Annotated in this window: 12 protein-coding genes and 2 pseudogenes; 5 read left to right on the forward strand and 9 right to left on the reverse strand. The window is 34.1% G+C overall.

Going from position 1 to position 12,524, the window contains the following annotated elements; all coding sequences use genetic code 11:
* Positions 1–313: 313 nt before the first annotated feature.
* The 9 genes and pseudogenes from secA to P5P90_RS00735 all read right to left on the reverse strand — a co-directional run bounded on the left by secA (position 314) and on the right by P5P90_RS00735 (position 8,898).
* Positions 314–3,661: a preprotein translocase subunit SecA gene (secA, locus tag P5P90_RS00695; RefSeq protein ID WP_278035346.1), complete on the reverse strand. Its 3,348-nt coding sequence runs from the start codon at positions 3,659–3,661 to the stop codon at positions 314–316.
* 80 nt (positions 3,662–3,741) lie between these two features.
* Positions 3,742–3,963, reverse strand: a complete 222-nt coding sequence (locus P5P90_RS00700; protein ID WP_007138072.1) for a DUF2795 domain-containing protein — start codon at positions 3,961–3,963, stop codon at positions 3,742–3,744.
* 162 nt (positions 3,964–4,125) lie between these two features.
* Entirely contained in the window at positions 4,126–4,695 is a 570-nt protein-coding gene (locus tag P5P90_RS00705) for a cob(I)yrinic acid a,c-diamide adenosyltransferase (RefSeq protein WP_278035347.1), read from the reverse strand.
* Positions 4,696–4,808: 113 nt separating this feature from the next.
* A complete protein-coding gene (locus P5P90_RS00710) occupies positions 4,809–5,027 on the reverse strand; it encodes a hypothetical protein (protein ID WP_278035348.1) in 219 nt (72 codons plus the stop codon).
* Positions 5,028–5,072: 45 nt separating this feature from the next.
* Complete coding sequence (locus P5P90_RS00715; RefSeq protein ID WP_278035349.1) at positions 5,073–5,774, reverse strand: ABC transporter ATP-binding protein; 702 nt, start codon at positions 5,772–5,774, stop codon at positions 5,073–5,075.
* A 115-nt stretch (positions 5,775–5,889) separates the two neighbouring features.
* A pseudogene (locus P5P90_RS00720) lies at positions 5,890–6,668 on the reverse strand (O-methyltransferase).
* Between the two features lie 268 nt (positions 6,669–6,936).
* On the reverse strand, positions 6,937–7,527 hold the full coding sequence (locus P5P90_RS00725) for a 3-keto-disaccharide hydrolase (RefSeq protein WP_278035350.1): 591 nt from the start codon (positions 7,525–7,527) through the stop codon (positions 6,937–6,939).
* Positions 7,528–7,542: 15 nt separating this feature from the next.
* Positions 7,543–8,717: pseudogene (locus tag P5P90_RS00730) on the reverse strand (IS3 family transposase).
* 28 nt (positions 8,718–8,745) lie between these two features.
* Positions 8,746–8,898 (reverse strand): hypothetical protein, encoded by a 153-nt coding sequence (locus P5P90_RS00735; protein WP_278035351.1) that lies wholly within the window; start codon positions 8,896–8,898, stop codon positions 8,746–8,748.
* A 173-nt stretch (positions 8,899–9,071) separates the two neighbouring features.
* On the opposite strand from P5P90_RS00735, the gene P5P90_RS00740 reads away from it, so the two are divergent.
* The 5 genes from P5P90_RS00740 to P5P90_RS00760 all read left to right on the forward strand — a co-directional run bounded on the left by P5P90_RS00740 (position 9,072) and on the right by P5P90_RS00760 (position 12,509).
* On the forward strand, positions 9,072–10,604 hold the full coding sequence (locus P5P90_RS00740; protein ID WP_278035352.1) for a SulP family inorganic anion transporter: 1,533 nt from the start codon (positions 9,072–9,074) through the stop codon (positions 10,602–10,604).
* 317 nt (positions 10,605–10,921) lie between these two features.
* Positions 10,922–11,098, forward strand: a complete 177-nt coding sequence (locus P5P90_RS00745; RefSeq protein ID WP_278035353.1) for a hypothetical protein — start codon at positions 10,922–10,924, stop codon at positions 11,096–11,098.
* Between the two features lie 54 nt (positions 11,099–11,152).
* On the forward strand, positions 11,153–11,641 hold the full coding sequence (locus P5P90_RS00750) for an RNA polymerase sigma factor (protein WP_278035354.1): 489 nt from the start codon (positions 11,153–11,155) through the stop codon (positions 11,639–11,641).
* Complete coding sequence (locus P5P90_RS00755) at positions 11,638–12,189, forward strand: hypothetical protein (RefSeq protein ID WP_278035355.1); 552 nt, start codon at positions 11,638–11,640, stop codon at positions 12,187–12,189. The genes P5P90_RS00750 and P5P90_RS00755 overlap by 4 nt, the downstream gene beginning before the upstream one ends.
* A gap of 131 nt (positions 12,190–12,320) precedes the next feature.
* On the forward strand, positions 12,321–12,509 hold the full coding sequence (locus tag P5P90_RS00760; RefSeq protein ID WP_278035356.1) for a hypothetical protein: 189 nt from the start codon (positions 12,321–12,323) through the stop codon (positions 12,507–12,509).
* Positions 12,510–12,524: the final 15 nt, after the last annotated feature.

The following is a 12,524-nucleotide window of genomic DNA, read 5'->3' on the forward strand; positions in this document are numbered from 1 at the left end:
ATTAATTTAAAGTATTTTTAAATATATTGTCGTTTGCCATTAGTTTTTTATTTATAAGTTTTTAGAAGTAGTTTAGTTTATGTGATATAGATTAAGTTTGTTGTAATCAAATATATATAATTTATCTTAATAAGAATAAAAGTTCTTAACTAGCCCCGATAGAGCCCATATCCTCGTATCTCGTCTTTTGGACGAGAGAAGAGATAAAGGCGAAAGCGGGAGGGATGCTCATAGAAAACCTAAAAAGTACTGCTCCTAAAACAAAAAATCCCCGACTTTCATCGAGGATTTAGATATTCAAATAGAACAGAAATTACTCATTCACAATAACCCATTCTCCAGTTGCTAATAAAGCTTCTGCTTTTTTGTATTTCATAGATTCGGTTTTTCCGGTAGCGATTTGTTGTACGGTAACAGTGTCGTTGCGATTGATTTTTGGCATCTCTCTTACGATAGTTTCCGTTACCTGACGTTGCTGAGTCTCTCCAACTTCGTGGTTCATACTTTCGCTATTTGGCATTTCGTCTTTAGTTAATTGTAATTTTTCTTTAGGACGAGCTACTTCTCTTGCTTCTTCAATTTCCGGAGCCGATTGCTGTGGTAAATCTCCTTTGAATAAGAATGAAATTACTTCTTTGTTGATTCCGTTCAACATGCTGTTGAATAAGTTGAAGGCTTCAAATTTATAGATAAGCAATGGATCTTTTTGCTCGTGAACGGCTAATTGAACTGATTGTTTCAATTCGTCCATTTTGCGTAAGTGTTTTTTCCAAGCTTCGTCAACAATTGCCAAAGTGATGTTTTTCTCAAAATCAGCTACTAATTGTCTTCCTTCAGTTTCGTAGGCTTTCTTTAAATCGGTTACAACGCTCAAGGTTTTTACACCATCGGTAAATGGTACTACGATACGCTCAAACTGGTTGTTTGGATCTTCGAAAATGTTTTTTACAATTGGGAATGCTTCTCTGGCACTACGTTCGCATTTTTCGTTGTAGTATTTTAAAGCTTCTTTGTATACTTTACCGGTTAACTCGATTTCGTTTAGTTTAGCAAATTCAGCCTCAGTTACTGGTGAAGTGATAGAGAAATAACGAATTAAGTCGAATTCGAATGTTTTGAAATCGCTAGCTGCTTTTGTGTTTTGAACGAATAATTCGCAGGTGTCATATAACATATTTGCGATATCCAGTTTTAAACGCTCACCAAATAAGGCATGACGACGGCGTTTGTACACTACTTCACGTTGTGCGTTCATTACATCATCATATTCTAATAAACGTTTACGAACACCAAAGTTGTTTTCTTCTACTTTTTTCTGCGCACGCTCAATAGACTTAGTCATCATAGAATGCTGAATTACTTCGCCTTCTTCTAATCCCATACGGTCCATTACTTTGGCTACTCTTTCAGAACCAAATAAACGCATCAAGTTATCCTCAAGAGAAACATAGAATTGAGAACTTCCCGGATCTCCTTGACGACCCGCACGACCACGCAACTGACGGTCAACACGACGCGAATCATGACGCTCCGTACCTACGATGGCTAAACCTCCAGCTGCTTTTACTTCTGGTGATAATTTAATATCGGTACCACGACCAGCCATGTTAGTAGCGATAGTTACTACTCCGGCTTTTCCTGCTTCCTCAACGATTTGTGCCTCTTGCTTGTGCATTTTGGCATTCAATACGTTGTGAGTGATACCTCTCATCTTAAGCATACGGCTTAATAATTCAGAGATTTCAACTGATGTTGTACCAATCAATACAGGACGACCTGCTTTAGATAATTCGGTTACATCTTCGATTACAGCGTTGAATTTTTCGCGAGTTGTTTTGTAGATGAAATCTTCTTTGTCATGTCTTGCAATTGGACGGTTTGTTGGGATTTCTACCACGTCTAATTTGTAGATTTCCCAAAGCTCACCAGCTTCAGTTACAGCAGTACCAGTCATTCCGCCCAGTTTGTTGTACATTCTGAAGTAGTTTTGCAAAGTTACCGTTGCAAAAGTTTGCGTAGCCGCCTCGATTTTTACGTTTTCTTTAGCTTCAATCGCCTGATGTAATCCGTCAGAATAACGACGTCCATCCATGATACGACCTGTTTGCTCATCGACAATCAAAATTTTGTTGTCCATGATCACATATTCTACGTCTTTTTCGAATAGGGTATAGGCTTTTAAAAGTTGCGTTAACGTGTGGATACGTTCGCTTTTTACGCTGAAATCTTGAAACAATCTTTCTTTTGCTTCCGCTTCCGCATCTTTTTCTAATTTTTGTTTCTCGATGTTGGCAATCTCTGTTCCGATATCTGGTAAAACGAAGAAATCAGCATCGGTATCTCCAGAAAGGAATTTGATTCCGTTATCGGTCAATTCTACTTGATTGTTTTTTTCTTCGATTACAAAATACAATGCTTCGTCAACCTTTGGCATTTCGCGGTTGTTGTCTTGCATGTATTGGTTTTCCGTTTTTTGAAGCAATTGTTTGATTCCTTCTTCACTTAAAAACTTAATTAAAGCTTTGTTTTTAGGTAAACTTCTGTAAGCTCTTAAAAGCATGAAACCACCATCTTTAGTGTTTCCTTCTTTGATTAATTTTTTAGCCTCAGTTAAGAATCCTGTTGCCAACTGACGTTGTAAACCAACTAATGTTTCGATTTTTGGTTTCAATTCTAGGAATTCGTGACGGTCTCCCTGAGGAACTGGTCCAGAAATAATTAATGGCGTTCTCGCATCATCAATTAATACCGAATCCACCTCATCGACAATCGCAAAGTTGTGTTTTCTTTGTACCAAGTCTGATGGCGAATGTGCCATGTTGTCTCTTAGGTAGTCAAAACCAAATTCGTTGTTGGTTCCATAAGTAATATCAGCATCATAGGCTTTCTTTCTACCTTCTGAATTCGGTTGGTGATTGTCGATACAGTCAACAGTCATTCCGTGGAATTCGAATAAAGGTGCTTTCCAAGCGCTATCACGTTTTGCTAAGTAGTCGTTCACGGTTACTAAGTGTACTCCGTTTCCAGTTAAAGCATTTAAGTATAATGGAAGGGTAGCTACTAAGGTTTTTCCTTCCCCTGTTTGCATTTCGGCAACCTTACCTTGGTGCAATACCATACCACCAATTAACTGTACGTCGTAGTGAATCATATCCCAAGTAATGTCTTTACCGGCAGCGTTCCATTTGTTTAACCAAATGGCTTTATCTCCTTCAATACGTACGTAGCTTTTTGAGCCTGAAAATTCACGGTCTCTAGCCGTAGCAGTAACGGTTATTTCTTCGTTTTCTTTAAAACGTCTTGCAGTTTCTTTTACAACGGCAAAGGCTTCAGGAAGAATTTCCATTAAGGTTTTCTCAGAAACAGCATAAGCTTCTTTTTCTAAGTTATCAATTTCAATGTAAATGTCTTCTCTTTTGTCGATATCTTCGATACCTTCAACTTCTGTTTTAAGAGTTGCAATTTTAGCATCAATAGCAGCGCGGGATTCTGTGATTTTTTCTTTGAAGAATATAGTGCGTGCTCTTAATTCATCATTTGATAAACTGATTAAGTTGTTTTCAAAAGTTTTAATTTTATTTAAGTAGGGTTGTAAAGACTTAACGTCTTTCTCGGATTTATCGCCTACAAAAATTTTGATAATGCTATTTATGAAACTCATAATGTTTGTATTTCTATAATTGTTTTTTTCTCTTTAATTGAACAAAAAAAAAGCCTCTTTTGAGACTTTTTCTTTGTTTTTTAATATTCATCCTCGTTCCAAAGGTAATCTTCGTCTGTAGGATAGTCTGGCCAAATTTCTTCCATTGACTCATATATTTCGCCTTCATCTTCAATAGATTGTAGGTTCTCTACTACCTCTAATGGAGCTCCTGCACGTATAGCGTAATCAATAAGTTCGTCTTTGTTAGCAGGCCATGGTGCATCACTAAGATAGGATGCTAATTCTAATGTCCAATACATCTTTTGTCGATTTTGTTTTGTGCAAAAATAAATTTTTTACTGAAAAAGGCAAGTAAAAAATCATTTATTTTAAAAAAAATTAAGAACGTCTTTTTTTAGTGTTCAGTTTTCCGTTTTTAGTGTTCAGATTGGTATTGTTTACTGCATTCTGATGACTGACTACTATTTCCTTGGAATCCACTTGACTTCCTCGGCGTTTAAATCAAGCGACAACTTTCGTGCCAACACAAAAAGATAGTCAGAAAGTCGGTTTAAATAGCTGATTGTTATCTCAGGAATGCTCTCATTATGACTTAAATGAACGGTTAAACGCTCGGCACGGCGACAAATACAGCGTGCAATATGACAATGTGACACGGTAGGATGTCCGCCTGGAAGAACAAAATGAGTCATTGGAGGCAATTTGCTTTCCATTAGGTCGATTTCTTTTTCTAAAAATTCAATATCCGAATCGACAATACCTAAATTTTGCAATCGTGCGCTACCATTTTTTAAAATAGCTTTATCCTCAGGTGTGGCTAATAAAGCACCCACAGTAAATAGCCTATCCTGAATTTCGATCAATATGTCTTTGTAATGCGCATCGATATCTTGATCACGAATCAAGCCAATGTAGGAATTGAGTTCATCGACCGTTCCATAACTTTCAATGCGGATATGGTCTTTTGGCACACGAGTCCCTCCAAATAAGGAAGTACTACCTTTGTCGCCTGTTTTGGTGTATATTTTCATTTTTTTATTAGCTATGTCTTTAAGTTGCTAAGTTATTATGGTATTATATGAAGTAATAATAAAGTATTTAAATTGAAATTAGTTTTAAAAATTTAATTGATTAAATTAAATCTTTAATCAGGAATTTTTATTATTAAATTTCCTGTACTGTCCAAGAAAGCACTGTCTTTCAAAATAATTTCTTCGTCTAATGGCATATTTTGTAAAATTTCAACAAAGTTCTTTGTGAATATTTTGATTTTTTCACTCGGGTTTGTAATACCTTCATCTTGCATTTCTTTTCTCATAATATAAATATCAAGATAATGTTTTACATCAAGTTTTTCATTCATTAATTTATTGATTCTTTATTTTTTTAAACATAAGAATTTATAATACTACTTACTAATCACTTCTTTTGTAACATCACTTTCAATCATTCCATCTCGTAAACGAATGACACGATGTGCATAAGCGGCAATTTCTTCTTCGTGAGTGACCAAAATAACCGTATTTCCATTAGTATGTATATCGTTAAAAAGGTTCATAATTTCGATAGAAGTTTTAGAGTCGAGATTTCCTGTTGGTTCGTCAGCAAGAATAATAGAAGGTTTGTTGACCAAGGCACGAGCCACCGCTACCCGCTGGCGTTGCCCCCCAGAAAGCTGGTTGGGCTGATGATCCATACGGTCAGCAAGATTAACTTGTTTCAATACTTCGATAGCTCTTTTGTTGCGTTCTTCTTTTGGATAACCGGCATAAATCATGGGTAAAGCTACATTGTCCAGTGCAGTAGTTCGAGGTAATAGATTAAAAGTTTGAAAAACAAATCCTATTTCTTTATTACGGATTTCGGCCAGCTCATCATCTCTCATTTTACTGACATCTTTTCCGTTTAAAATATAGGTTCCAGAAGTAGGGGTGTCCAAACAGCCCAGAAGATTCATTAACGTCGATTTTCCAGAGCCTGAAGGTCCCATTAGTGCCACATATTCTCCTTTGTTGATTTCTAAATCGATTCCTTTTAAAACGTACACAATTTCATCTCCTAGTTCAAAATTACGTTTGATATTGGCTATTTTAATTAATGGTTCACTCATTTTTCAGTTTCGATTTAGATTGTTTTTTTCGATAAACCAAAGCTAAAAAATCATTTACTAAAAAGTAGCTTCTATTGTGAAAATCTTATGATTTATAATACAAATTAATAGTGAGTTAGACACGAATGATGAAATGTTCTTTGGGTTGTTCTCTTCTGAAGAAAACCAATCCCCATTGGAACGTATCAATGGTTACTGAAACTTTTGGGTGTTTTTTGATGATTTCCCAGGCTATTTCCATTTCGGCAGACCAATGAATATCATCAAAAATCCAAACGGTTTCATTGTTAATGGTGGGTAATAATTTTTCGAAATAATCTAAAGTAGCTACTTTGGAATGATTGCCGTCGAAGTAAATTAAGTTATGAGTTATGAGTTGTGAGTTAAGAGTTTTGAAATACTCCGAAAATTCAGAAACAATGATGTTTGCATTATTGATATTGAATTTTTGCAATTGCAATTGACATTGATTTGCTGTATTTGAGCAACCTTCTAAAGTGGTAATTGAAGCATTTTTATTTCCTAAAGCAAGAGCAGAAGTAGCCAAACCTAATGAAGTGCCTAATTCCAGTATATTTTCGGGTTGGAAATAATTAGTAATTCGAAATAATAATCGAGCTCTTTTTTTGAAATTCCAGCTGTTTTGGCAATTTGTGCAATAGCTCTGGTATTTGATTTAAAAACTTTGGAACCTGCTCCAAAATCGGTTACTTCAATGCTGTTTTTGTTTTCCAATAAAGTCTTGCGGTAATTATCTAAAAGGGGATATTCAGCTTTCTTTTTCTTATCATAAAAGCATTTGGTAATCAGACTAAAAACAAAAGGAGAGTGCACCGCATGTTCGTTTTTTGAATGCCAAAGGAATTTTAGATAGGCTTTAATTTGGAAAAACATGGATTTTAGAGTTTAATTTTTAGCTAAAAAAAGCCGCAGATTTAAAGATTTACGCCGAATGATTTCTATCTTACTTATAATAATTAAAAGCAAAGGACACAAAGAAAGATTATTCTTTTGTCTAAAAAAAGATCGCAAAGCTTTGAGAACTTTCTGAACTTTGCGAAGACATTGCGGTCTTTGCGTTTAAAAGTTAGATGTTTTTTCTCAAAGCGAGTCTCTTTCTTAAAATCTGCGGCAAAAATAATAGATTTTATCTTGAAGTAGCTTATTTGAGTTTTTTAATACATATTTTTCTAAAATCGATTGGAAAACCTTCGTATTGCAATAAAACCCTACCTTCGGTAACTGTTGATTCACTGCCTTGATTGACTAAGATGCCGTTTAACTTTTGAGTGATAACGCCATTTTTAGAAATTACTTCTAGTTTGTTCCATTCTCCAAATGGTTTTTCAGCATCGGCAAAACGTTTAGAAACGATGCTTTTACCTGCTTCAGTTTTAGTTCCATTGATTGTAAGAGTAACTTCTTGTAGCAAAACAAAATCGCCTGTAGCGCCTTCTTTGATTTGAAATTGGATTCCTTTAGGCCATAAAACATCTGGAGTTTCAGCAGGTACCAAATACATCACACCGCTGTTTTTAGTATTCATTTTTTTTGCAAATTTAGAATCGGTGTTCCAACGGAATTCAACAATCATTTCAAAATTTTTAAAGGATTGTTCGGACATCAGGTAACCCGACTTAGGCCCATAAAGTCGAATTATTTTATTTTCGACCGAAAAAAGTTCGGAAGCATTGTTTACCTTGCCTTTTTCCTCCCCAAAGGCATACCAGCCTTTTAGTGGATATGCAAACAAAAACGGCACATTAAGTTAAGCTACATTTTTGTAATTAATTTGATTGTTAAATTCTTCAATAGTTGCATAATTCAAAGTGGAATGTCTCCTTTTTCTGTTGTACCAAATTTCAATATATTCAAAGATTTCCAGTTTCATCTGTTCTTTAGAAATCAGTTTGTTCCCCTAAATTAATTCCGTTTTCAAAGATTTGAAGAAGCTTTCCGCCACAGCATAATCCCAGCAATTTCCTTTACGACTCATACTGCGGGTTATTTTTTTATAGGAATCAAGAACATTTACAAACTTTTTACTGGCATATTGAACACCTCTGTCAGAATGAAAAATCAAACCTTGATCAATATCTCGGTTTTTAACCGCCATTTTCCAAGCTCCAAGCGTAGTTTCTTCTGTACTCATTCCGTCACTCAAACTCCAACCGATAATTTTTCTGTCGTATAAATCCATAATAGTGGTCAGGTATACAAAACCCTCTTTAGTTTGGATATATGTAATATCCGAAACCCAAACTTTTGAAGGCATTTTTACAATAAACTCTCTGTTTAATACATTTTCGACAACTAAATAATTATGATTTGAGTTGGTTGTAACTTTGAACTTCTTGCTTAATTTGCTTCGTAAGCCAAGTTCTTTCATATATTTTGCAACTGTAATTCGTGAAACTTTATAACCTAAATACTGCAGTTCCAATGTTATTCTAGGACTTCCATATCTTTGTTTGGCTCCAAAATAAATCAATGTTATCTGTTCTTTTATGGCAATTTTTAGTTGTTGTCTTGCTGTGACTGCTTGTTTTTTCCATCGGTAATAACTTCCGCTGCTCACTTTTAGAACTTTGCACATTTTTTCGATCGGGAATAGTTGTTCATTGCTTTTTATGAAACTATAAATCATCGACCGCTCTTGGAAAAAATGCCGATTGCTTTTTTTAATATATCACGTTCTAACTCGGCATCTTTGAGTCTTTTCTTTAGTTCGTGAATTTTTTCTTGCTCGGGAGTGAGTTTTAAATTTCCTTTCCCAGGAAAACTTCCTTCTCCAAATTCCTCGAACTCTTTACGCCATTTATACAACTGTGGTGCTGTGATTCCCAACTCTCTGGCGAGTTCTGATACATTTGTTCTCTCATAACTCAATTGAACGGCTTTTTCTTTAAAAGCTTTGTCATAAATTTTGCGGACTTGTTTCATAGGTTAAAATTAAGATTATTTCTTAACTTTATGTGATGGCTAAGTTAGCACGTCCAGGTTTAACAATTGGATCGATTTTTTCAGGGATAGTACGTTCAATGTCTTCAAATAACTGAATAAGTTTTTGATTGCATTGCCAATTATATTCGAAAGTGTCTTTAAAAAATAGCTTGATTTCCATTGGATGATTAAATTCTAAATTTAAGTTAAAGATATTAAAAATCGGACAATTTAAAGTAAACAATCGTGATGTATGACATAAATTACGGTTCCATTTTAAAAACTTAACTTTGCAACTCTTTAAAAATACTCTCTATAGTTTGAGAGGATTTATAATTAATTTTTTACCATCACATGCAACAATATTTTAAACTATTTGATTTTTCACAAAAAGTAAATTATAAAACCGAAGTTTTAGCTGGATTAACCGTAGCGATGACAATGATACCGGAATCACTTTCCTTTGCTATTTTGGCTGGATTTCCTCCTCTGGTAGGTTTGTATGCTGCTTTTATAATGGGATTAGTAACAGCTATTTTTGGTGGTAGACCCGGTTTAGTTTCGGGTGGAGCAGGAGCAACGGTTATTGTTTTAATCGCTTTAATGAAATCGCATGGATTGGATTATGTGTTTGCTGCGGTAGCATTGGCAGGCGTAATCCAAATTTTGATTGGAGTTTTTAAATGGGGAAAGTTTATTCGCTTAGTACCTCAACCTGTCATGTACGGATTTGTGAATGGTTTAGCTGTTGTGATATTTATGTCGCAATTGGAACAATTTAAAACAATGGTTAATGGACAAAGTGTTTGGTTATCAGGTAGTCCGTTGTTTGTTATGTTGGGTTTGGTTGCTTTGACAATCGGAATTGTTATAGGTTTTCCAAAAATAACCAAAGCGATTCCAGCTTCATTAGTGGCTATTATGGTGGTTTTTGCCTTAGTTTTTGGTTTTGGAATTCAAACTAAAACGGTGGCTGATATTGCTTCGGTGAGTGGTGGATTTCCTCCTTTTCATATTCCTTCTATTCCTTTGAATTTAGAAACATTCCAATTGATACTGCCTTATGGTTTGATTATGGCTTGTGTGGGATTGACAGAAGGTTTACTAACCTTAAATTTAGTTGATGAAATTACAGCAACCAAAGGAAACGGAAACCGAGAATGTATAGCTCAGGGAAGTGCGAATATTTTAAACGGATTTTTCTTTGGAATGGGTGGATGTCCAATGATAGCACAAACTTTAGTGAACTTATCTGCTGGTTCCAGAGCTCGTTTGTCTGGAATTGTGGCTGCATTAACTATTCTTTGTATTGTTTTGTTTGGTGCTCCAGTAATAGAAAAATTGCCTATGGCTGCCCTAGTAGGGGTTATGATTATGGTCTCTATAGGAACTTTTGAATGGAGTAGTTTTCGAATCATCAACAAGATGCCTAAACAGGATATTTTTGTGGGTATAGTGGTGGCTTTGATTACGATTTTCTTGCATAATTTGGCTTTAGCGGTTTTGATTGGGGTGATTATTTCAGCTTTGGTTTTTGCCTGGGAAAGTGCTAAACGCATTCGTGCTAAAAAATATTTGGATGAAAAAGGAGTGAAGCATTACGAAATATACGGTCCTTTGTTTTTTGCTTCAACGACTGCTTTTGCTGAAAAATTTGATGTGCTGAATGATCCTCATGAAGTGATTATTGATTTCAGAGAAAGTAAAATAGCCGATATGAGTGCCATTGATGCGGTACATAAAATTACGGAGCGTTATGCTAAAGTTGGGAAAACGGTGCATTTACATCATCTAAGTGAAGATTGCTGTCAATTGTTGCAAAATGCCACGGGAATTATTGAAGTGAATATTATAGAAGATCCAACATATAGAGTAGTATCTAATTGAAAATGGACTTAGTTTTATACCACAAATTACACCGATTTTCATAAATTAATAAGTTGAAATTCATCTAATTTGTAGTTTTATTCGGAAGTAATACCGCTAGGAGTCATTGCTTTAAGCGCTTTTAGGGCAAGTATTTATTCTAGGAGGTGAGTTGGACGGGCTAAAAATATATTCCTACTCATTTTTAAAAAATAAGAAACCAATTAGTTATACGTTTATAGGTAATTAATGGTTTGCGATTTTTTTTGTTTAACTGTAAGTTTTTTTAATAGTAAACAACTAATAGCTAAAAATAGATAATTATAAAAAAAGTTGTTATGTTCGTTTTACTTTTTGTAGTATTCAGTTGTGCAAAAGAGTCTTCACCCGAAGGAAGATCAAAAATTAGAGATAACCATCTTCAAGTACAGCTCGATAGTTTAAAATCTCAAAATGCAGCCCTTCGAAAAGAAATTGATTGGATCAAGAATGAATTAAGTGTAATGAATCCATGAAAACTCAATTGAATTTTGCTGATGTTAGATTGTTTCTTTATCAATTAGTTTAGAATGAATAAACTTGAAAAAGATTTTTTAGGGTTAATATCACAATACAATGCGATGATTCATAAAGTTGTCTATTTGTATCGTGATACCCCTGAAGATCGTGAAGATTTGTTTCAAGAAATAGTATTCCAACTCTGGAAATCCTATCCTAATTTTAAAGCGGAGTCCAAAATAAGTACTTGGATGTACCGTATCGCTTTGAATACTGCAATAGCCTCTTTTAGAAAACAAAAATCTCCAATTAAGTTCTTGTCTCAATTACCTGACTTGGCTGAGGAGCAAGTAAGTGAAGAGCTTTTAGTTAGACAAGAACGATTATTTAGTGTGTTAAAAGTATTAGATGATGGTGAAAAAGCCTTGATAACGCTCTATTTTGAAGATTTAAGTTATCAGCTAAATTCAGAAGTAATAGGGATAAGTGAGAATTATGTAGGTGTCAAAATCAATCGGATAAAGGCCAAAATTAAAAATCTATTAGATAGAAAATTATGAATATAGATGATTTAAAATCGGAATGGAATGCAGTAGATACAATTTCAAAAAGTGAAAAAGCTTTACTGAATATGTTAAAGGAAAACCAACATCCTGTTTTAAAATCCATTAGAAGACAAATTCAGATTGAGGTTACAGCTTGGTCGCTTTTTTTATTAGTGTATTATTCGATGTTTGATGGAGATAAAAAGCCATTTTGGGTAAATGCTGTTCTAGTAGTAACACTTATGCTTCCTATTTTGCATAGCGTATACGGTTATTTTTATAATAAGTATTTGACTGATGGATCAGATGTTAAGAGGGCATTAGAACAATTATATGTTAGATTAAAGAAATACGCTTTAATCTCTATTTTTATTCGTTTAGGTTTTGCTGGAGGTTTAATGTGTTTTTTTACTTATAATGTCAATTTCAACGGTAGCAAGTATTGTTTTTTAATGCTTATAATTACTGTTTTAGTTCTGCAAATTGCTTTTTTATGTGCTATTTGGAGGAAGCGTTTTAAGCATTTTAAATTTATAATTTCAACTTTTTATGAAAGTGAATAAGACAAATCTTAATTTTCTCTTAAAAAGCTAAAAAAAAATCACTAAAAGTGGGTATTGTCATAAAAAGCTAATTCTTATAATTTTACCATCGTAAATAAGAACTGAAATATTAATTGTTAAAACACATCAATATGACAAATTCAGAAAAAATAAGAAAAGTTAACGAATTACTTATTGAAGTAATAAAAGATGAAGAGAATCAACTAGAAAGTTCTTTTTCTGGTTTAAAAGATGTAGTTTTGAGTATCCTAGCTGATTATTGGCAAACAGAAAGAGAGCCAGCAATATTCATGGATAATGTGATGTTAGAAATAGATTAGTATAAAAAAATATAG

Source organism: Flavobacterium nitratireducens (genome assembly GCF_029625335.1).
Lineage (GTDB): Bacteria > Bacteroidota > Bacteroidia > Flavobacteriales > Flavobacteriaceae > Flavobacterium > Flavobacterium nitratireducens.

Excerpts from the sequence above, each read along its gene's own strand:
- P5P90_RS00700 (WP_007138072.1), bottom strand. The coding sequence starts at position 3,963 with ATGTATTGGACATTAGAATTAGCATCCTATCTTAGTGATGCACCATGG.
- P5P90_RS00760 (WP_278035356.1), top strand. The coding sequence starts at position 12,321 with ATGACAAATTCAGAAAAAATAAGAAAAGTTAACGAATTACTTATTGAA.
- P5P90_RS00715 (WP_278035349.1), bottom strand. The coding sequence starts at position 5,774 with ATGAGTGAACCATTAATTAAAATAGCCAATATCAAACGTAATTTTGAA.
- P5P90_RS00750 (WP_278035354.1), top strand. The coding sequence starts at position 11,153 with ATGAATAAACTTGAAAAAGATTTTTTAGGGTTAATATCACAATACAAT.
- P5P90_RS00745 (WP_278035353.1), top strand. The coding sequence starts at position 10,922 with ATGTTCGTTTTACTTTTTGTAGTATTCAGTTGTGCAAAAGAGTCTTCA.
- P5P90_RS00735 (WP_278035351.1), bottom strand. The coding sequence starts at position 8,898 with ATGGAAATCAAGCTATTTTTTAAAGACACTTTCGAATATAATTGGCAA.
- P5P90_RS00705 (WP_278035347.1), bottom strand. The coding sequence starts at position 4,695 with ATGAAAATATACACCAAAACAGGCGACAAAGGTAGTACTTCCTTATTT.
- secA (WP_278035346.1), bottom strand. The coding sequence starts at position 3,661 with ATGAGTTTCATAAATAGCATTATCAAAATTTTTGTAGGCGATAAATCC.
- P5P90_RS00740 (WP_278035352.1), top strand. The coding sequence starts at position 9,072 with ATGCAACAATATTTTAAACTATTTGATTTTTCACAAAAAGTAAATTAT.
- P5P90_RS00755 (WP_278035355.1), top strand. The coding sequence starts at position 11,638 with ATGAATATAGATGATTTAAAATCGGAATGGAATGCAGTAGATACAATT.
- P5P90_RS00710 (WP_278035348.1), bottom strand. The coding sequence starts at position 5,027 with ATGAATGAAAAACTTGATGTAAAACATTATCTTGATATTTATATTATG.